Genomic DNA, 20,713 nt, shown 5'->3' with positions numbered 1-20,713 from the left:
ACATCTCGATCTATGGGCTGTTATCGGCCGTGCTAACGAGCAGTCGGTGTTTGCTTATCTGTTTTTTTGATACAAAACAAACTACTTGAAATGAAAAATCATACAGATTAGCTTCACGCAAAATCGAATTCAATAAATGAGGAAGCCCATGCGAGCGAAAGCGACCCTTAACCGGGAATACACCATCTCGACCGTTGATAAGCGGGTTTACGGCTCCTTCCTGGAACATATGGGTCGTGCGGTCTACACCGGGATCTATGAACCCGGCCACGAAAATGCGGACCGGGACGGCTTTCGTACCGACGTTCTGGATATGGTGCGCGACCTCGATATGCCGATCGTGCGATATCCCGGCGGCAACTTCGTTTCGGCCTATCGGTGGGAGGATGGCATCGGCCCGCGAGCGGAGCGTCCTGTGCGGCTCGATCTTGCCTGGCGCACCCGCGAAACCAACCAGGTCGGCGTCAACGAGTTTGCCGACTGGGCGAAGCTTGCCGGGACCGAGATGATGTTGGCGATGAATCTCGGTTCGCGCGGCTTGGACGACGCCCGCAACTTCCTCGAGTATTGCAACCACCCGGGCGGTACCTACTGGAGCGATCTGCGCGCGAAGCATGGTTACAAGGAGCCGCACAACGTCCGCATCTGGTGCCTTGGCAACGAGATGGACGGGCCCTGGCAGGTTGGACACAAGAGTGCTGCTGAATACGGCCACCTCGCCAACGAGGTGAGCAAGGCTTTCAAATATTTCGACAAGACGCTGGAGACGGTCGTCTGCGGCTCGTCGAACGACAAGATGAAGACCTATCCGGAATGGGAGGCGACGGTTCTCGACGCCAGCTACGACAGCGTCGACTACATCTCCCTGCACAAGTACTTCGGCAATGAGGAGCAGGACACGCTCAACTACTACGCCAAGGCGATCGACCTCGACCGCTACATCGTGACCATCGGCGGCGTCATCGATTATATCAAGGCGAAAAAGCGCTCCAAGCGCGATGTCAAGATCTGCTTCGACGAGTGGAACGTCTGGTATCACGACCGCAAGGAGGACGGCGAACGGATTGCAAGCTGGGACTGGCCGGAAGCGCCGCCGCTGCTCGAGGAACTTTACAATCTCGAGGACGCGATCTTCGTCGGCTCCTTGCTCAACGTCTTCATTCGCCGGTCCGACCGGGTCAAGATCGCCTGCGTGGCGCAGCTCGTCAATGTCATCGCGCCGATCCTGACCAAGGCCGGCGGTCCGGCCTGGCGTCAGTCGATCTATTATCCGCTGCAATATGCCTCGAAATACGGCCGCGGCACGGCGCTCACCGTGGCGGCATCCGGCCCCACCTACGATTGCGAGGTGGCTCAGGACGTGCCCTATCTCGATCTCTCGGCGGTGCTGCAGGAGGACGGCAAATCGATCGCGATCTTCGCCATCAACCGCAGCCTCGATGAACCGCTCGGCATCACGGTCGATCTGCAGGGCTTCAGCCAAGTCAACATCTTGCAGCATCACATGCTTGAGGGCGAGGACCTGAAGGCGGGCAACTCGGTTGAGGATCAGAACCGCATCGTTCCGAAGGCGGGGAGGGAGCTTACCATTGACGAAGCTGGCTCGCTCGTCGGCTCGCTGCCGCCGAAATCCTACCATTTCGTTCTGATTTCCGTCGCATCAGCGTGAGCCGGGCATTGGTCCCGGGGTGGTATGAGGAGTCTCCCCGGACCAATCGTTATTATAGGGAGGTCCAATGTCCGGAATCAAGTTGACGGGCGTCAGCAAATCATTCGGCGCCGTGAAGGTGATCCATGATGTCGACATCGAAATCGAGCAGGGCGAGTTTGCAGTTTTTGTCGGTCCGTCCGGCTGCGGAAAATCCACTCTCCTGCGAATGATTGCCGGTCTCGAGGAGACGACCGGGGGTGAGATCAGGATCAATGCCGAGGACGTCACTCGCCGGGAAGCTTCGAAGCGCGGCGTGGCCATGGTTTTTCAGTCCTATGCGCTCTATCCGCATCTTTCCGTCTTCGACAACATGGCCTTCAGCCTCTCCATCGCACGGCGACCCAAGGCCGAGATCGAGGCGAAGGTCAGAGCGGCGGCGGATATTCTTCGGCTGACGGACTATCTGAACCACAAGCCGAGCCAGCTCTCCGGCGGGCAGCGCCAGCGTGTGGCGATCGGGCGGGCGATCGTTCGTGAGCCGCGTGTCTTTCTCTTCGACGAGCCACTCTCCAATCTCGACGCGGAACTGCGGGTCAAAATGCGTATGGAAATCGCCCGGCTGCATCGCCAGATCGGCGCAACGATGGTCTACGTCACCCACGATCAGGTCGAAGCAATGACGCTGGCCGACAAGATCGTCGTGTTGAAGTCGGGCGTGGTCCAGCAGGTCGGCGCCCCACTCGAGCTTTATCGAAATCCCGACAACATGTTTGTCGCAGGATTCATCGGTTCCCCGAGCATGAACTTCCTGAAAGCCCGTGTCGCCTCCAGCGGCGCTGGCCGGCTGGCCGTCGACCTCAAGGACGCGCCGGGCGTCCCGTTCGAAATCGCGGCGGGGGCGAACGTGCCTACAGGCGAAGAAATCTTCGTCGGAGTGCGGCCGGAACACGTCACGCTCGGCGATCGGGAAGGAGGCGTCCCCCTCAATGCCACCGCGGAGTTCATCGAGGAACTCGGCGGAACCGGCTACCTGCATGTCCTGACGGCAACAGGTGAGGAGATGATCGTCGAATGCCGCGGCGACGAGCGGCCGCATGCCAAACAGGCGATCCGCCTCACGCTCAATGCTGGCGAGATGTTCGCCTTTAGCGGGCAGGGAGAGCGACTGCGTTGATATTCGTAATTCTGATACACAGCGAAACCACGGATTGAGTGAAAGAGCGACCTGCTTGTTCGGATGGGAGGAAATCCGAGCAAGAAGCAATGCGGCGCGAGCCGCCAGACTGGGTGTCATGACAGGAGGAGAGAGACATGAAGAAGCTATTGAAACTTGCCCTTGCGGGTGCGCTGGCGATCCTGCCCTCAGCGGCCGCCTATGCGCAGACCGATATCACCTGGTGGGATTTCTTGAGCGGCGGCGACGGCGTTCGTATGAAGGCGCTCATCAAGGAGTTCAACGATACGCATCCGGACATCCGGATCAACGCGACGACGCTCGAGTGGGGCGTTCCCTTCTATAGCAAGATCCAGACGTCCGCGGCCGTCGGTCAGCAGCCCGACATCATGACCTATCATCTGTCGCGTTTCCCGCTGGCGATACCGTCTGGAATTCTCCGGCCGTTGGCGCCCGAGGAGCTTGCGGCGGCAGGCATCAAGAAGGAAAACTATGTCGAAGCGAGCTGGAATTCGGCCACCGCCGACGGCAAGGTCTACGGTATTCCCTTCGACGTCCACTCGATCGTCCTCTATTACAACAAGACTATTCTGAAAGAAGCGGGCCTGCTCGGCGATGACGGCTTGCCGAAGGGGCTGGATGGTCTCGACAATTTCAATGCGGCGCTTGAAAAAATCAAGGCGACCGGCAAGGTGCAATATCCGCTTTCGCTGCACACGGACGAGGGCGGCTCCATGTGGCGCGTGTTCTACACGCTCATTTCCCAGCAGGGCGGCAAATTCATCGACGGAGAGGAAATTCTGCCCGGCGATGCCGGGGCCAAGGCCTTGACCTCGATGGCGAATTGGGTGTCGTCCGGCTATTCCCCGCAGCTTATTTCCTATGAAGCCTCGATCGCCCTTTTCACCTCGGGCAAGGCGGCGATGCATATCAACGGCGTCTGGGAAGTACCGACCATGGCCGACCTCGCCAAGAACGGCAATCTCGGCTTCGAATGGGGCGCGATTCAGATCCCCGTGCTGATGGGTCAGCCGGCGACCTGGGCCGACTCCCACGCTTTTGCCGTGCCGAACAGCGACGCGAAACCGATTACGCCGGAGAAGCTGAATGCCGTACTTCAGATCATTGGGTGGATGAACGAGCATAGCCTTTCATGGGCCGGTGCGGGTCATATTCCGGCCTATAAGCCCGTGACCGAAAGCGCCGAGTTCAAGGCAATGCAGCCGAACGCTACCTACGCCAAACTCGCCGACACCGCCGTCTTCGATCCCGTCTCGCCGCTCGCCGGTGTCGCCGGACCGATCTACGAGGCAACGCAGAACTTCATCGTACCCGCCTTGAACGGCCAGCTCGATCCACAGGACGCGATCGAACAGATGCGTGAGGAACTGAAGAGCCAAATGTAGGCTATCGCCAGTGGACCGGCCGGTCTCGGGCGGCCGGTCCCTCATAGAGACGCCAGTGGGAGGACTATTACATTGTTGACGGAGCAGAGACGCAGCAAGACGCTGACTGTCGTTCTGATGATCGCGCCATTCGTGATCACCTACCTGACGGTTTTCGCCTATCCCGTCTACAAAATGTTCGCCTTGAGCTTCACTGATGCGCCGCTGATCGGCGAAGGCCGGTGGATCGGTTTTGATAATTACATCAAGCTGCTCAATCAGAAACTCTTCTTCACGTCGGTGTGGAATACGGGCTATTTCGTCTTGCTCACCGTCGTGCCGAACACGCTGATCGGGCTCGGGCTGGCGCTGATGGTCGTGCGCCTCAAGGGGTGGCTGCAGAGCCTCATTCTGGTGCTGTTCTTTCTCCCCTATATTCTGCCTGTTTCGGTCGTGACGCAGATCTGGCAATGGGTGCTCGATCAGCAATTCGGCATCGCCCAATACGCAATCGAGTTCTTCACCGGCAAACGCATCAGTGTCTTTCGCGATCCCATTTGGGCGATGCCGATGGTGGCGCTCGTTACCGTGTGGTGGACCAACGGTTTCAACCTGCTGCTCTTCATTGCCGGATTGCGCAACATCCCGGCAGACTACTACGAAGCGGCCGCTCTCGATGGTGCGACGCGGTGGCAGTGCTTCCGCCGCATCACCTGGCCTCTGATCTGGCCCGTCACGGCACTCGTCCTGACGCTGCAATTGATCCTGCAACTCAAGATCTTCGATCAGGTCTATCTTATGACGGAAGGTGGTCCGTTCAATTCGACTTACGTGCTGCTGCAACTCGTCTACCGCGAGGCATTCCGCCTCAATCATGGCGGTCTCGGTTCCGCGGTGGCAGTCTTCCTGTTCTTGATCATCGTCACCGTTTCGGTGCTGCAGTATCAGCTGCTGCGCGTAAGGGGGCGCTGAGCGATGCAACGCAAATCCATTGGTAACATCCTTCTCCTGGTCCTCACTCTCTGCGTCGCCTGCATGTGGGCCTTCCCGATCTATTGGGCGGTGGTGACATCGATCAAGCCGGAACAGGAGGTCGTCACGAAGACGACGTTCATCCCGGATGTCTTTAACTTCTCGGCCTATTATTTCGCACTGTTCGAAACCAACCTTGCCGCCTGGTACGTAAACTCGCTCGTCACCTCCATAGGCGTCACCGTCATCGTCATTCTGATCAGCGTGATGTGCGCCTATGCGCTGTCGCAGATCGTCTTCGCCGGCCGAAGACTTCTCTATGGCATTATTCTTGCGAGCTTCATGGTTCCCTCCCAGGCACTCGTCGTCTCGCAGTTCGTGCTGATGTACCGCTTCGGACTGATCAACACCTGGGGCGGCATCATCCTGCCCCAGCTCATCATTCCGGTGGTGGTGATCGTCTACAAGCAGTTCTTCGACTCCGTGCCGAAAGAGTTGCGCGAAGCTGCAAAGCTCGACGGCTGCGGCGATTTTCAAATCCTGTTCCGGCTCTATCTTCCGCTGAACTGGGGGATCACCACGGCGCTGGCGATCATCACCTACATCATGGCCTGGAACGCGTTCCTTTGGCCCTTCCTGGTGACGAACTCGGAAGACATGATGACCGTCACCGTAGGGATCACGCAGGTCGACGACGCCTTCGGCGTGAAATATGCGCGCGACATGGCAGTCGCCATTCTTGCGGCAATGCCGGTCGCGGTTGCTTATCTCCTATTTCAAAAGCGCGTAACGCAGGCGCTCATGTTGTCGTCGGGCATAAAAGGATGATCGAACCTGCCCGCTCCGCGCCTCATGCGTTGAGGAGCGGGATCTGGAAATGAAATCAATGCGACAATTGGCGGATAGGCGTGTTATCAGCGCAGATCGACCAGCGCCCAAGCCGGAGTGTCAGTAGCAGCGAATGGAGACGAAGCTTCTTACAGTGGATCCGATCAAAGACGTCGAGGTCGTGGAGGCGCTGGGCTCTGCGACGCGGATCGAAATCCTCAATCTTCTGCGCCAGAAGGGGCCGCTGAACGTCAACGATATCGCCGGCCATATGGGCATTCCGCAATCGACTGCGGCAACGAATCTGAAGTCGCTTGAAAAGGCCGGTCTTATTCAGACGCATACGATGAAGGCATCCAAGGGCAATCAAAAGATCTGCTCTAGCATCTATGGCGAAATTCTGATCCGCTTCGACGATCGCACCAATCTCTCGAACGATATCGTGTCGGTCAGCATGCCCATCGGCCTCTTCACGGAGTTCGAGGTGGAGGCTCCGTGCGGGCTTTGCTCCGTAAACAACGTCATCGGCATGCTGGACGTCCAAGAGGTATTTCTCGACCCGCAGCGCATGCAGGCGGCGCTGCTCTGGTTTACGCGCGGTTACGTGGAATACAAGTTCCCGAACAACGCCAAGGTCAGCGGCCGGCCGGTCCGCAAGATCGAATTCTCCGCCGAATTGAGCTCCGAAACGCCCGCGACCAACGCGAACTGGCCTTCCGACATTTCCATCTGGATCAACGGCATCAAGGCCGGCTATTGGACTTCGCCCGGCGATTTCGGCGATCGCCGGGGCATGTATTCACCGGCGTGGTGGAAACTCAGCGGATCGCAATACGGCAAGCTCAAGACCTGGACGATCGACGACCGTGGCACCTGGATCGACGGCGCCATGGTGTCGACCCAAACGATAACGTCGCTTGGCATTCCGGACCATCATTCCATCCGGTTCCGCATCGGCATTGACGAAAAGGCCGAAAACCCTGGCGGCTTGAATATCTTCGGCAAGGGCTTCGGCGATTTCGATCAGGACATCGTCATGACGATCTATTTCTGATGCCGCCTGACATCCTCCGTCTTCAATAGGCCCTTGCGGGCACGAACAGACAGATTGTTTTTCCATGGTCTTCGCCCGCGGCGGAGCACCAATGATATTCGCCGTCGGGCGATATGCGGACCCTTCTATCGGCATAGGGAAGCACTTCGCCGGTAGCCTCGATGATATAACCTTGGGGACGTTCGCTTATGGCTGTATGGCTTACGTGACGACAGTCTAAATTTGAGCAGCAGGAGTTCGGATATTTCCAGCCGCTGGGCGCGTCATGGGCGTAGGCAAAGGTGGTTACTGACAATCCGACTAGCACAAAGAAAACTCGCATCGCGATCTCCTTATACAGCGGGATGGCGAAGAGGACACAGCTTCGGTCCGGATCCCGCTCTAACCTCTTGGAATCGACCACGTTCTCGATATCGGATCGAGCCGGACACGAAGCCCTCGTGATCGACAAGGAACGGTCGCCAATTCTCCAACAAGAGACACGGTCCAGAACCGACAGCGTTCATTGATGCTACAAAGCGCGGACCAGCGAATTGATCCACACCAGCCGCCGTTACATTTCAAATCTGGCGAATTAACGTCTTCAAGCTGAAGGTTGGAGCAATTACAATTCCGGATTGCAATGAGGCGTTAGCAAGCACTCAGGACTGGTGGATCTGAAAAGCGTCGCTTTCACCTTCCACCAGTTCCATCGGCCAAAGCTGATTGGCTGTCGCATGCGGGTAGTGATGCCGGAAAGCCGGCATGCTCGAGAGCAGCGTCTCCGCCAGCGCAATACCAAGATCGCGCAACGAGAGGCGAAAGCAGGTGAGCGGCGGCGAGAGGAAATGCGCGTGCGGACTGTAGCGGCCGATGACGGCAATGTCGCGGCCGGGCCTGATCCCTGCCTCCGAAAGTGCTTGGTAGAAGCCGACCGCGATCGTTTCGTTGATCAGCAGGATCGCCGTCGGGCGGTCGTCGAGCGCGAGAAGGTCACGGCCTATCTGATAACCGCCAGCTTCGTTCGGCGTCGAGCGGAAGATCAGGTCGTCTTCTAGCGTCAAACCGTGCGCTGCCAGAGCCTCCCGGCAACGATCGACGAAGACATAGCCGAGGTTGACATCGTCGTGCGGCCGGGTGATGGCGATCCGCCGGTGCCCACGGGCGACCAGCCGATCGATCGATGCTTGCGCCATGCCCTCGAAATCGAGATCGAGCCAGGGCTGGCCGGCATCCGTCAGGCTTCGGCCAAGCGTCACGAAGGGAATGTTGCGCTCCGCCAGGAATTCGATCCGAGGGTCATGGCGCTGGGTCGCCGAAAGGATCAGCCCGTCCGCAAACCCGCGCGCTACGACGCGGCGCAAATAGTCGCCCGGATCCTCCTCGGAGGAGCAGAGCAGGGCGACAAGATCAAGCTTGTGCCGGGCAAACACCACCTGGACACCGTCGAAAACGCTCATGAAGAACGTGTCGCCCTGGCCCGTGATCTCCGACCCGGTTTGAATCATGAAGCCGATGATGTTGGTCGTTCCCTGCCTGAGGCTGCGGCCCGACTGGTTCGGCACGTAGCCGAAATCCTCGGCAGCTTGCAGCACGCGTTTGCGCGTCTCTTCGTTGACGTCGGGGCGACCGTTCAGCGCTCGGGAGACCGTTCCGATCGAGATGTCGAGATGATGCGCAAGGCGCCGAATTCCTTTCATCCGGGGCGGTTCCTCCTTCGCTCTCCCGCTCATTTCCGAATCCCTATTGACATGTTTCGGAATCTCCGCATAGTTCCGTAAACGTTTACGGTCGCCGAAACAAGACGGAATCGTAGGTCGTGGGAGGAGAATCTTGATTTTGCGCGCAGTTCTGTGCGGGTGCGGAGCCATGGCCAAAGGCTGGCTCAAGGCGATTGCCGCAAACCGCGATCTTCACTCAGCAATTCGTATCGTCGGGCTCGTCGATGTGAACCCTGAGGCCGCTCGCGCGCTTGCCGCGGATTTTGACATCGGGGATGCGCTTATCGGGTCGGATCTCGATGCGGTCTTGGCCGAAACCACACCCGACATCCTGTTCGACATCGTCGTTCCCGCTGCTCGTCGCAATGTGGTCGCTACCGGCCTCCGGCATGGATGTCATGTGCTCAGCGAGAAACCGATGGCGATCTCGCTTCAGGCCGGCCGGGAACTGATCCGGCTCGCCGACGAAGCCGGCAAGCTGCACGCCGTCGTCCAGAACCGCCGTTTCATTTCAGGCGTGCGCCGCATACGCCGGTTCATCGAAAGCGGCGCGATTGGCGAGGTGACAGGCATCCACGCCGACTTCTTCATCGGCGCCCATTTCGGCGGCTTTCGCGAAGAGATGGATAACGTGCTGCTTCTGGACATGGCGATCCACACGTTCGACGCCGCCCGCTTCATCGCCGACAAGAAGCCGCTCGCTGTCTACTGCCATGAGAACAATCCGCGCGGCTCCTGGTATCAGCATGGCGCAGCCGCGACGGCAATCTTCGAACTTTCGGACGATGTGACCTTCACATATCGCGGTTCGTGGTGCGCCGAAGGAGCCAATACGAGTTGGGAGAGCGAGTGGCGGATCGTGGCTACCCGGGGCACGCTGCTTTGGGACGGAGCCGAGAACTTTCGGGCCCATAAGGTCGCCGGCAGCGATGGCTTCCTGCGCGAACTTTCGCCGATCGAGGTTCCGGAACCGGCCGACCCGCGGGAAACGCATGGGCATGCCAGCGTGATCGCCGATTTCGTTGCTGCGATCCACACCGGCCAAAAACCGGAGACGGCGAGCAACGACAATATCAACAGCCTGGCCATGGTGTTTGCTGCGATCGAGAGCGCCCGCACCCGGCAGCGCGTGACAATCTGAACGAGGCACCTGATGAGCAACCTGGCCAAATCCATCCGCATCGGCACCATGGTGAGCGCCACCAAGGGCGAGGCGGCGAAGCGCATCGGTCAGATCGCAGACCTGGGCTTTGAAAGTTTCGAGCCCTTCTTCTGGCAGACCACCAACGGGCAGGATCTCGCCGAACTCGGCAAGCGCTGCCAGGAGGCGATCGGCGACCGCGATATCACGATCTCGACGCTCGGTATGTTCGGCAATCCGTTGGAAGAGACCGACCTCGACCTGCAGACGCTGCAAGGCTGGAAGGATTGCATCGACAACGCCCACCATTTCGGCGCGACCTGCGTCGCCGGCTTTACGGGCCGCGTCCGCAACAGGCCGCTTACGGATAGCCTACCGCGCTACCGTAAGGTCTGGCGCGAGCTTGCCCAGCGCGCCGCTGACAGGGGCGTGAAGATCGCTTTCGAGAACTGCGCCATGGACGGTAACTGGGCGACGGGAGATTGGAACATCGCCCATAACCCGGACGCCTGGGAACTAATCTTCAACGAGACCCCGGACGATCACATCGGGCTGGAATGGGAGCCCTGCCATCAGATGGTCTATCTGATTGACCCGCTGCCGCAGATCCGCAAGTGGGCGCACAAGATTTTCCATGTGCATGGAAAGGACGCGACCATTCGCTGGGACGTCATCCGCGAGCATGGCATCTTCGGCAAAGAAAAATTCGTCTTCATGCGCACGCCGGGCTTCGGCGACAGCAACTGGACCGACATCATCTCGGAACTGCGGCTCGCCGGCTGGTCCGGTTCGGTCGACATCGAAGGCTGGCACGACCCAGTCTATCGTGATGCGCTCGAAATGACCGGCCAGGTACACGCGCTCAATTATCTGAAGACCTGCCGCGGCGGCGATTTCGTCACCGATCCAGCTTGAGACATGCCTGACGACCGGCATGGAGGATGCCGGTCGCGGGACAACCACAAAGGAGGAGATTATGGGTATCCGCAGATCCGCAATTCTGGGCGCCCTGGCGCTTGCCAGCGTTTCCTTGTCGGCTTTTTCCGCGAGCGCGGAAGATGTCACGATCAGCGTCTGGTCGTTGGACAGAGACATTCAGCCCGCGCCAAACTTGATCAAGGATTTCAATAAGCTCAACACCGGAATTAAAGTTGAATATCGCCAGATCCAGTTCGACGACGTCGTCAGCGAGGCGATGCGGGCCTACTCGACGGGACAGGCGCCGGATATCATCGCGGTCGACAATCCGGAGCATGCGCTCTTTTCCTCGCGCGGCGCATTTCTCGACCTCACCGACATGATTGCGAAATCCACAGTCGTAAAACCGGAAAACTACTTTCCGGGGCCGCTCGCCTCCGTGACATGGGATGGTAAATACTACGGTATTCCCAAGGCAACCAATACGATCGCTCTCTACTACAACAAGGACATGTTCAAGGCGAAAGGCCTTGACCCAAACAAGCCGCCTCAGACCTGGGACGAACTCGTGGAGGCCGCGCGCAAGCTGACGGATCCCGCCGCGAACGTCTACGGCATCACCTTCTCCGCCAAGGCGAACGAGGAGGGAACGTTCCAATTCCTTCCCTGGGCACAGATGGCCGGCGGCAGCTACGACAACATTAATGCCGAGGGTGCGGTCAAGGCGCTCGACATCTGGAAAAAGATCATTGACGAGAAGCTCGCTTCTCCGGACACGCTGACGCGCAGCCAATGGGACTCGACCGGTACCTTCAACTCCGGCAATGCCGCGATGGCGATCTCAGGTCCCTGGGAACTCGACCGCATGATCGAGGAGGCGAAGTTCGACTGGGGCGTGGCGCTGCTGCCCGTGCCGGAAGTGGGCGCCGAACGTTCCTCGGCGATGGGCGATTTCAACTGGGCGATCTTCGCCAATACCGAGCATCCGGCAGAAGCCTTCAAGGTCCTCGAATATTTCGTCTCGCAGGACAACAGGATGTTCAAGGACTTCGGCCAGTTGCCGGCCCGTTCCGACATCTCCATTCCGCCGACCGGCGAACCGTTGAAGGATGCGGCGCTAAACGTCTTTGTCGAACAACTGAAACACGCCAAGCCCCGCGGTCCGCATCCGGCCTGGCCGAAGATCTCCAAGGCGATCCAGGACGCGATCCAGGCGGCTTTGACCGGCCAGATGAGCTCCAAGGAAGCGCTTGATCAGGCGGCAGAGAAGATCAAGGCGGTTCAGGGTTGAGAAGTCCGCCGCTTGCGCAGCGGCGGTAGGCATTCACCGGCGGATCAAGATCCGCCTTCGTTTCCTCCCGGAGGAGGCGATCGTCGGCTTCGGCCGAGATCGCCTCAGGGAAGGGGATCGCCAATGAAGAGAATTCTAGCCAGTGTGACGGACGGAAAGGGCTTCGACATCGGCCTCGTCGTGTTGCCGCTCGCCTTCCTGTTCGTCATGTCCGGGTTGCCGCTCGTCTACAACGTGGTGATGAGCTTCCAGGAAGTCGACATGTTCAGCCTCGGCAGCTTCTTGCGGCCGTTCGTGGGCTTCAAGAACTATGTCGATCTTTTCTCGCAGCCCGAAACCCGGCCCATCCTCTTCAACACGGCGCTCTTCGTCAGCGCTTCCATCGCCGGGCAATTCCTCATCGGCTTCGGGCTCGCGCTGTTCTTCTGGGTCAATTTCCCCGGCGCTTCGTGGCTGCGCGGCCTCTTCCTCGTCTCCTGGGTCATGCCGGGCCTTGTCGTCGGCGCCATCTGGAACTGGATCCTGTCGGGCGACTTCGGCGTCCTCAATTTTCTCCTGCGCGAGACCGGCGTCATCGACGGCAACATCTTCTGGCGCTCCGATCCGAACTATTCGCTCTGGGCGGTGATCATCGCCAATATCTGGCTCGGGACGTCCTTCAACATGATCCTGCTCTCGGTCGGGCTTTCGGGCATACCGAAGGATCTTTACGAGGCGGCCGAACTCGACGGCGCCAATGCGCTCCAGCGTTTCTGGACAATCACGCTGCCGATGATGCGCTCGACGATCGGCGCGATCATCGCACTCGGGCTGATCTTCACGCTGCAGCAGTTCGACCTCTTCGCCGCGATCACCTCGGGCGGTCCCAACAACACGTCGAATGTCACGCAATACTGGGCCTGGGATCTTTCCTTCCGGCAGTACGACTTTGCCAAGGGCGCGACGATCTCGGTGATCATGATCGTCTTCGTCATGTTCGCTTCCGTCGTCTATGTGCGCTCCACCCGCCATGAGGTTCGAGGATGAGTGATCATTTCCGCAATCGGCTGATGTTCGCGGTCGCGCTCGTACTCGCGGCCATCTACCTCTTCCCGCTCTACTGGATGTACATCACGGCGCTGAAGACCGGCTCGGCGATGTTCGCGACCCCGCCGAAATTCTGGCCGAGCGAGCCGCAATGGAGCATCTACTCCTACGTTTGGGAAAGCCGCAACATGGGGCGTTACCTGTGGAACTCGCTGGTCATTGCCATTGGCGCCGTGTCGCTCATTGCGGTGCTTGGCGTCGGCTGCGCCTATGTGCTCGCGCGCTATCGCAATATCTGGGTGGATATCGGCCTCTTCTTGATCCTGATGCTGCAGGTGTTGCCCGCTTCCTTGATGATCACGCCGATCTTCGTCGGGTTCTCCCAAGTCGGCCTGCTCGACACGCCGCGCTTCGCGGTCATCCTGGCGATCGCCGCAAAGAGCATGCCCTTCTTCGTCGTACTGGTGCGCGCGACCTTCATGAACGTACCGATGGAACTCGAGGAGGCGGCGCTCGTCGACGGCAATTCGCGCATTGGCGCATTCTTCAATATCGTCCTGCCGCTTGCGAGAAACGGCATCCTGGTCAGCGCGATCCTGATCTTCATGCAGGCTTTCGGCGAGTTCGTCTATTCGAAGTCGATGATCCAGGCCGTCGAGTTACAGCCTGCAAGCGTCGGGCTCAACACCTTCATGGGGCCGAACACCAATGAATGGAACAACATCATGGCTTATGCCACGATCTATGTGACGCCCATCCTCGCCGCCTTCGTCCTCTTGCAGCGCCGCATCGTTTCCGGCCTCACTTCGGGAGCCCTCAAATGACACTTCAGATCGAGCTCAACGGCGTCAACAAGTACTACGGTTCCTTTCACGCGCTGAAAGACATCAATCTCGCGATAGAGGAGGGGACCTTCGTCGCCCTCGTCGGCCCTTCCGGCTGCGGCAAATCCACGCTGTTGCGCTCGCTCGCTGGTCTGGAGAAGATCTCGACCGGCGACATGAAGATCGCCGGCGCGCTGATGACCAACGTTCCGCCGCGCAAGCGGGACGTCGCGATGGTCTTCCAGTCCTATGCGCTTTATCCGCACATGACCGTGGAGGAAAACCTCACCTACAGTCTGCGCATCCGCGGCGTAAAGAAGGCAGAAGCGCGCAAGGCGGCCGAAGAAGTGGCAGCGACAACCGGCCTCTCGCATCTGATGAAGCGCTATCCCCGCGAGCTCTCGGGCGGCCAGCGCCAGCGCGTGGCTATGAGCCGCGCCATCATCCGTCATCCGAAGGCCTTCCTGTTCGACGAACCGCTCTCGAATCTCGACGCGGCGCTCCGGGTGCACATGCGCAAGGAAATCCGGGCGCTGCATGACCGCCTGCGCGCCACCTCGGTCTATGTCACGCATGATCAGATCGAGGCGATGACCATGGCGGACCACGTCGTCGTCATGCGCGACGGGGTGATCGAACAGCAGGGCCGACCGCTTGATCTCTATGATAGGCCGGCGAACAAATTTGTCGCAGGCTTCATCGGCTCGCCGGCGATGAACTTCATCCCGGCGATCGTCGGTGAAGGCGGCACGCACGTGATCCTCGACTTCGGGGCAACGCGGGCGAGGCTGCCATTCACCGATGCGCTGCCCCCGGGTACTGCAATCACCGTCGGAATCCGGCCCGAGCACATCAAGATCGTCGCCGACGGGCAGGGGGCCTTCGACGTTCCCGTCGGCATCGTCGAATCCACCGGTTCGGCGACCTTCATCGCCTCCGCGACGCAGCCGGAACTGACGGTGGTGGAGACCGGGCGACGGGATGTCGCAAGCGGCGAGATCGTCGGCCTGGCGATAGAGCCGGCAAAATTGCATTTCTTCGATGCCGAATCGGGTACGCGCATTGAAGCAAACGAGGCCCGCAGCGATGCCGGCTCAATCCGGCGTCTCCACCTTGCAGAGGAGACGAGATAGCTGTCCGCCGCGAGCGCCCGATCACGGAGAACGCGTGTGGGCGCTCGGCGCGGATGTCGCCGTTCCTCACTTTCGAAATTGCTCACGTTTATGCGTTCGGGGCTGACTGACCCCTCGAGGTGCGACTGACCTAGACTAGGGAGAGGTCGTTTGCGTTCGGAGATTCAGGATCAAACGTTCCTGCCCCACCCGGATCACATGCTCCATGGCGCTGCGTGCTCCTTCCTCGTTTCGGCGGCGGATTTCCTCGACGATGCGGATGTGCGCCATCGCGACACGATCGATCTCGGCCTCATCAGCGGTGGGGCTCGTCAGTCTGAAAACCCCCACCAGCGCGGCTTCGATCAGGCTCCCGACGGTGCGCATGAACGGATTGAGCGAGGCTTCCAGCAGGCGAAGGTGAAACTCGAGGTCGGCCCTGGCCAGCGTCTGGGCACTGTGGTCGGCGTCACCCATCGCAACGGCAAGCCGCATCATCCGGGCGATGTCCGCATCCGTCGCACGGCGGGCCGCGAGACTTGCCGCATAGGGTTCGAGAGCCAGGCGCACCTCGCTCACATGGTGCAGGAAATCCTCGTTTACACCGGCATTGAAATGCCAGGCCAGCACGTCGCTGTCGAAGAGATTCCAGCTCGCCCGTGGTAGGACGCGCGTGCCGATCCGCGCGCGGGCGACCACGAGCCCCTTGGCGGCAAGCGTCTTCATCGCCTCGCGCAGGACGGTACGGGATACGTTGAAGCGCGCGGCAAGTTCCGTATCACCGGGAAGGATGTCGCCGACGGCGAATTCGCCGCCGACGACCGCCTGGCCTAACTCGTCTACGACGAGCCGATGGCTTGTCCTCTTGCCCGGTTGATTGACGAAACCTGACGAAGGCATTTCACATGGCCCTCCACCTCGTCATGCGTGCTGCCGGTCGGGGCGCGACAGGTGGATGATGCCCTTCTGCAGGAGGATGAAAGCAAACAGGAGCAGGCCGATAAGAATTTTCGTCCACCAGCTCGAAAGCGTTCCATCAAAGGTGATGTAGGTCTGGATAAGTCCCTGGATGAAGATGCCGACCAGCGTTCCGGCGACAAAGCCGGAGCCGCCGGTCAAAAGCGTGCCGCCGATGACGACAGCCGTGATCGCATCAAGTTCGACGCCAACCGCAGCAAGTGAATAGCCGGCCGAGGTATAGAGCGAAAAGACGATGCCGGAGAGCCCCGCGAGCAGTCCCGAAAACGCATAGATCCTGATCGTCGTGCCCGCGACCGGGACGCCCATGAGCTTCGCCGTCGGCGCACCGCCGCCAAGGGCGTAGACGTTCGTACCGAAGCGGGTCCGGTGCGCGATCAGAATGCCGACGGCAAAGACGAGAAGCATCAAGCCGCCGATGAGCGTGATCCGGCCTCCACCGGGCAGTTTGTAATAGAGACCCTTCAACGTCGCATAGAACGGATGCTTGATCGGAATGGAATCGATCGAGAGCACGAAAGCCATGCCGCGGGCGAGAAACATTCCGGCAAGCGTGACGATGAACGCAGGCATCTCGAGATAGTGGATGATCGCTCCCATCAACGCTCCGAAAAGCGTGGTGATGGTGAGAACAAGCGCGAAGGCCGTCAGCGGGTGCATGCCCCCATGTTCGAGAACGACGGCCAGAAACACGCCGGTAAAGGCGATCACCGCGCCGATGGAGAGATCGATGCCGCCCGAAAGAATGACGAAGGTCATTCCGACGGCGGCAATGCCGAGGAAGGCATTGTCGGTCAGAAGGTTGCCGATCACCCGCGTGGAAAGCATGTTCGGATATTGGGCGACGCAAAGCGCGTAGCTCAGGATGAAGATTAGGATCGTTGCCGTAAGCGGAAGATATCTCTGCTTCATTTTGCTTCTCGCTCGGTCGGTTTGCCGGCTGCCCTCGGTATGTTCACGAATGTGAAGGCGCTGCGGAAACGGGGCGACTGGAGCACCAGGATGAAGACGATGATCGCCGCCTTGATGATGAGGTTGAACTCCGGCGGAAAGCCGGAAAGCAGGATGCCGGTGTTGATCGACTGAATGATGATCGCGCCGAGCACCGACGCAGCGATGCTGAAGCGTCCGCCGAGCAGCGAGGTACCCCCGACCACCACCGCTAGGATGGCGTCGAGCTCCAGCCACAGCCCGGCATTGTTCGCGTCGGCGCCCCTGATGTCGGCCGCGGCGATGACGCCGGCGATCGCGGCGCACAGGCCGGATAGCACATAGGCGGCGATCAGAAGCACGGGGGTGAATACGCCCGAGAGCGTGCTCGCCTGGCGATTGACGCCGATCGCCTCAATCAGCATGCCGAGCGCCGTCTGCCTGACGAGCAAGGCGACGATGATCCCAAAGATCAGCCAGGTCACCACCGGCATGGGCAAGCCGGCGAAAGAGCCGCTGCCGATGAAGATGAGGCCTGGATCATTGAAGGTGAGGATCGCGCCTTCGGTGATGAGCTGGGCGATTCCCCGCCCGGCGACCATCAGCACGAGCGTCGCGATGATCGGCTGGATGTCGAGCACTGCAACCAGGATTCCGTTCCAGATGCCGCAAAAGACGCCGACCGAAAGCGTGATCAGAAGCGTTTCGGCAAGCGAATGGCCGGAGGTGATCAAGGAGGCAGAGACCGCGCCGCAAATCGCCATTACGGCGCCGACAGACAGATCGATCCCCTTTGTGGCGATGACGACCGTCATCCCGATCGCCAGGAGCACGACAGGCGCGCCGCGGTTGAGGATGTCGATCAGGCTGCCATAGAGGCGGTCATTCTGTATTTCGAGGTTGAGGAAACCTGGGAATACGATTGAAATTCCTATCAGAACGGTGGCCAGCGCGATCAGTTGCGGCAGCAGCCGCATTAGGTAGGTCCTGCCGATCGATGTCATGCTGCCCCCCGCTCGTTGGCTGCGGCGATCGCTTCGACGATCTTGTGCGCGGTGATGCGGTCGCCATCGAGTTCGGCGACGTGAGCGCGGTCGCGAAGGACAATGACCCGTGTGCTGTAGGCGACCAATTCTTCTATTTCCGATGAAATCACGATCAGCGACATGCCTTTCTCGCGCAGCGTTTCGATCAGTCTGATGATCTCGGCATGCGCGCCGACATCGATGCCGCGCGTCGGTTCATCAAGGATGAGGAATTCCGGCTCGGTCGCCAGCCAGCGGGCGAGAATGGCCTTCTGCTGATTGCCGCCGGAAAGCAGCTTGATCGGTTTTTCGCGGTCGGCGGTTCGAATATCGAGCGCCCGAATATATTGGTCCGCCAGCCGGTTCTGTTCTGCACGCGAGATCGGCCGCGTCCAGCCGCGGCTGGCTTGCAGCGCAAGCACGATATTCTCGCGCACGGAGAGGTCGCCGACGATCCCGGCGGTCTTGCGATCCTCCGGACAAAAACCGAACTTCTGGCGGATGGCAGCGCGAGGCGAGGAAAGCTCGACCGAGTGGCCGTCGATTTGCGCCGTGCCGCTGTCGGCCCGATGGGCGCCGAAGAGCACCTCGGCCGTTTCCGTGCGCCCGGAGCCGAGTAGGCCGGCTATGCCGATGACCTCGCCGGCCCTGACATCGAGATCGAAGGGCTGGATGCGTCCGCGCCGTCCATAGTTCCGGAACCGATAGCGAAGCTCGCCCTCGGTCGTGGCCGCGTGGGGTGCATGAATCTCGTCGGCAAGCTCGCGGCCGATCATCATGGCAATCAGATCGCGCCGGCTGAGGTCCGTCGTTTCACGGGTGCCGACGAGCTGTCCATTGCGGAGCACCGTGATGCGGTCCGAAATGTCGTAAACCTGCTCGAGGAAATGAGTGATGAAAATGATGCCGAGCCCACGCGCCTTGAGGCGCCGGACGATGCGGAACAGCATCGCAACCTCGTGTGCATCGAGGCTCGCGGTCGGCTCGTCGAGGATCAGCACCTTGCCCGAAAGATCGACGGCCCGTGCGATGGCCACCACTTGCTGGATCGCCACCGAATAGTTTGCAAGCGCGCGCGTGACATCGAGTTCGAGCTCGTACTCTGCCAGAAGCTCGCGCGCCATGCGGTTCATGGTTCGGGTATCGATCATGCCGAAGCGTCGCGGCTGCCGGCCGAGAAAGAGGTTCTCGGCAACGCTGAGATTCGGCAGCAGATTCACTTCCTGGTAGACGGTGCCAATGCCCAGCCTCTGGGCTTCAAAGGTGTCGCGCGGGTCGACCTCGGCGCCGTCGAGCAGGATGCTGCCGCCATCCCGACGATAGGCGCCGGTCAGGCATTTGATGAGTGTCGATTTGCCGGCGCCGTTCTCTCCGAGAAGCGCGTGGACCTCGCCGCGCCGCAGGTGAAAATCGGCCTTGTCCAGGGCCTTCGTACCGGGAAAGCCCTTTTCGATCCGGACGGCCGAAAGAATATTGTCGCTGCTGGTCTGCATGGATACCGTCTCTGCAATGCCGCCCGCTCGTCGGGGACAGCGGAAGCACCTTCAGTTGACGGATGCGCTCTGCGTTCCTCCGCCAAGGATCAGGCGTTCTTTAGCCCGCGAAAGGCGCCTCGGGCACTCGGGGTATGAAAGGCCCGCGGCGGCGTGCCGCGGGCCCAAAGCGAGATCAGTATCCGAGGCCCTTCTTTTCCTCGTAGACCTTCATCGGATCGTCAGCCTGGGTGTAAAGCTTCGATTCCGTCTGGATCCACTTCGGCGGCTCCTTGCCGTCCTTCAGGTAGGTCGCGAGCACGTCGAAGGCCGGACCTGCCATGTTCGGCGTGAGTTCGACCGTCGCGTTGGCTTCGCCGGCGGCCATCGCCTGGAAGATATCCGGAACGGCGTCGATCGAGACGACGAGAATGTCCTTGCCCGGTTTCAAGCCGGCTTCCTTGATCGCCTGGATCGCACCGACGGCCATGTCGTCGTTATGGGCGTAGAGCGCGCAGATGTTCTTGCCGCCGTCTTCGGCCTTCAGGAAGCTTTCCATGACTTCCTTACCCTTCGTGCGGGTGAAGTCGCCGGTCTGGCTGCGGATGATCTTCAGGTTGTCGTGGCCGGAGAGCGCCTGCTCGAAGCCCTTCTTGCGGTCGATCGCCGGCGACGAGCCGGTCGTGCCCTGAAGCTCGACGACGTTGCAGGGCTTGTCGGCGACCGTCTCTGCCAGCCACTTGCCGGCGACGCTGCCTTCATGGACGAGGTCGGAGGTCACGGCCGTCAGATACAGTTCCTTCGGAGCGTCGACGGTTCGATCGAGCAGGATGACCGGGATTTCCGCGTCCTTCGCTTCCTGCAGTACCTCGTCCCAGCCGGTCGCGACAACCGGCGCGAGAAGAATGGCGTTCACGCCCTGCGCGATGAAGGAGCGGATAGCCTTGAGCTGATTTTCCTGCTTCTGCTGCGCATCGGCGAATTTGAGGTCAATGCCGCGCTGCTCTGCCTGCTGCTTTGTTAGCGTCGTTTCAGCCGCGCGCCAGCCGGATTCCGATCCGATCTGGGAAAAGCCGACGACCAGCTCCGCGGCCGATGCGCTGCCGAAGGTGCAGGCAGCAAGGATCGTTGCACTCGCAAGTGCCTTGGCGAATTTCATGATTTCCTCCCAAAGAAAGCTGCTCTCCACGCAGCCATGGAGAAAAAATCATATAATATTACTTTTGTAAACT

At 60.0% G+C, this 20,713-nt stretch carries 19 protein-coding genes; 12 read left to right on the top strand and 7 right to left on the bottom strand.

Translation table 11 applies throughout. The features are described from left to right. Nucleotides 1-148: 148 nt before the first annotated feature. The 6 genes from arfA (at nt 149) to PYH37_RS04210 (ending at nt 7,064) form a co-directional block, all read left to right on the top strand. Entirely contained in the window at nt 149-1,669 is a 1,521-nt protein-coding gene (gene arfA, locus PYH37_RS04235; RefSeq protein ID WP_280732177.1) for an arabinosylfuranosidase ArfA, read from the top strand. A gap of 67 nt (nt 1,670-1,736) precedes the next feature. Further along, on the top strand, nt 1,737-2,825 hold the full coding sequence (locus PYH37_RS04230; protein WP_280732176.1) for an ABC transporter ATP-binding protein: 1,089 nt from the start codon (nt 1,737-1,739) through the stop codon (nt 2,823-2,825). A 137-nt stretch (nt 2,826-2,962) separates the two neighbouring features. Then, a complete protein-coding gene (locus PYH37_RS04225; RefSeq protein WP_280732175.1) occupies nt 2,963-4,231 on the top strand; it encodes an ABC transporter substrate-binding protein in 1,269 nt (422 codons plus the stop codon). Between the two features lie 75 nt (nt 4,232-4,306). Further along, nucleotides 4,307-5,182, top strand: coding sequence for a carbohydrate ABC transporter permease (locus tag PYH37_RS04220; protein ID WP_280732522.1), 876 nt, complete (start codon nt 4,307-4,309; stop codon nt 5,180-5,182). A 3-nt stretch (nt 5,183-5,185) separates the two neighbouring features. After that, nucleotides 5,186-6,010 carry a carbohydrate ABC transporter permease gene (locus PYH37_RS04215; protein ID WP_280732174.1) on the top strand — a complete coding sequence of 275 codons (825 nt, stop codon included), beginning with the start codon at nt 5,186-5,188 and terminating at the stop codon, nt 6,008-6,010. Nucleotides 6,011-6,143: 133 nt separating this feature from the next. Continuing rightward, a complete protein-coding gene (locus PYH37_RS04210; protein ID WP_280732173.1) occupies nt 6,144-7,064 on the top strand; it encodes an ArsR/SmtB family transcription factor in 921 nt (306 codons plus the stop codon). A 22-nt stretch (nt 7,065-7,086) separates the two neighbouring features. On the opposite strand, the gene PYH37_RS04205 is transcribed toward PYH37_RS04210, so the two are convergent. Together PYH37_RS04205 and PYH37_RS04200 are read right to left on the bottom strand one after the other, a co-directional pair. Then, entirely contained in the window at nt 7,087-7,386 is a 300-nt protein-coding gene (locus tag PYH37_RS04205) for a hypothetical protein (protein ID WP_280732172.1), read from the bottom strand. A 319-nt stretch (nt 7,387-7,705) separates the two neighbouring features. Further along, nucleotides 7,706-8,743 (bottom strand): substrate-binding domain-containing protein, encoded by a 1,038-nt coding sequence (locus PYH37_RS04200; protein ID WP_280732171.1) that lies wholly within the window; start codon nt 8,741-8,743, stop codon nt 7,706-7,708. A 130-nt stretch (nt 8,744-8,873) separates the two neighbouring features. On the opposite strand from PYH37_RS04200, the gene PYH37_RS04195 reads away from it, so the two are divergent. The 6 genes from PYH37_RS04195 to PYH37_RS04170 all read left to right on the top strand — a co-directional run bounded on the left by PYH37_RS04195 (nt 8,874) and on the right by PYH37_RS04170 (nt 15,097). Then, a complete protein-coding gene (locus PYH37_RS04195; RefSeq protein WP_280736696.1) occupies nt 8,874-9,905 on the top strand; it encodes a Gfo/Idh/MocA family protein in 1,032 nt (343 codons plus the stop codon). A gap of 12 nt (nt 9,906-9,917) precedes the next feature. Further along, the gene (locus PYH37_RS04190) at nt 9,918-10,820 is read left to right on the top strand and encodes a sugar phosphate isomerase/epimerase family protein (protein WP_280732169.1); all 903 of its coding nucleotides are present in this window, start codon (nt 9,918-9,920) and stop codon (nt 10,818-10,820) included. Nucleotides 10,821-10,881: 61 nt separating this feature from the next. Continuing rightward, on the top strand, nt 10,882-12,114 hold the full coding sequence (locus PYH37_RS04185; protein WP_280732168.1) for an ABC transporter substrate-binding protein: 1,233 nt from the start codon (nt 10,882-10,884) through the stop codon (nt 12,112-12,114). Between the two features lie 123 nt (nt 12,115-12,237). Continuing rightward, nucleotides 12,238-13,140 (top strand): carbohydrate ABC transporter permease, encoded by a 903-nt coding sequence (locus PYH37_RS04180; protein ID WP_280732167.1) that lies wholly within the window; start codon nt 12,238-12,240, stop codon nt 13,138-13,140. Then, a complete protein-coding gene (locus PYH37_RS04175; protein WP_280732166.1) occupies nt 13,137-13,964 on the top strand; it encodes a carbohydrate ABC transporter permease in 828 nt (275 codons plus the stop codon). The genes PYH37_RS04180 and PYH37_RS04175 overlap by 4 nt, the downstream gene beginning before the upstream one ends. Further along, entirely contained in the window at nt 13,961-15,097 is a 1,137-nt protein-coding gene (locus PYH37_RS04170; protein WP_280732165.1) for an ABC transporter ATP-binding protein, read from the top strand. The genes PYH37_RS04175 and PYH37_RS04170 overlap by 4 nt, the downstream gene beginning before the upstream one ends. A 135-nt stretch (nt 15,098-15,232) precedes the next feature. Here PYH37_RS04170 and PYH37_RS04165 read toward each other — a convergent pair whose 3' ends face one another. The 5 genes from PYH37_RS04165 to ytfQ form a co-directional block, all read right to left on the bottom strand. Further along, nucleotides 15,233-15,976, bottom strand: a complete 744-nt coding sequence (locus PYH37_RS04165) for a FadR/GntR family transcriptional regulator (protein ID WP_280732164.1) — start codon at nt 15,974-15,976, stop codon at nt 15,233-15,235. 21 nt (nt 15,977-15,997) lie between these two features. Next, on the bottom strand, nt 15,998-16,966 hold the full coding sequence (yjfF, locus tag PYH37_RS04160) for a galactofuranose ABC transporter, permease protein YjfF (RefSeq protein WP_280732163.1): 969 nt from the start codon (nt 16,964-16,966) through the stop codon (nt 15,998-16,000). Further along, entirely contained in the window at nt 16,963-17,988 is a 1,026-nt protein-coding gene (locus tag PYH37_RS04155; protein ID WP_280732162.1) for an ABC transporter permease, read from the bottom strand. The genes yjfF and PYH37_RS04155 overlap by 4 nt, the downstream gene beginning before the upstream one ends. Continuing rightward, nucleotides 17,985-19,502 carry a galactofuranose ABC transporter, ATP-binding protein YtfR gene (ytfR, locus tag PYH37_RS04150; RefSeq protein ID WP_280732161.1) on the bottom strand — a complete coding sequence of 506 codons (1,518 nt, stop codon included), beginning with the start codon at nt 19,500-19,502 and terminating at the stop codon, nt 17,985-17,987. Before ytfR ends, PYH37_RS04155 begins: the two co-directional genes overlap by 4 nt. 175 nt (nt 19,503-19,677) lie before the next feature. Further along, a complete protein-coding gene (gene ytfQ / locus PYH37_RS04145; protein ID WP_280732160.1) occupies nt 19,678-20,640 on the bottom strand; it encodes a galactofuranose ABC transporter, galactofuranose-binding protein YtfQ in 963 nt (320 codons plus the stop codon). Nucleotides 20,641-20,713 lie beyond the last annotated feature (73 nt).

The organism is Sinorhizobium numidicum (assembly GCF_029892045.1).
GTDB lineage: Bacteria > Pseudomonadota > Alphaproteobacteria > Rhizobiales > Rhizobiaceae > Sinorhizobium > Sinorhizobium numidicum.
Note: the sequence above shows the minus strand (reverse complement) of the source record. Positions and strands in the feature narration are given on the sequence as shown.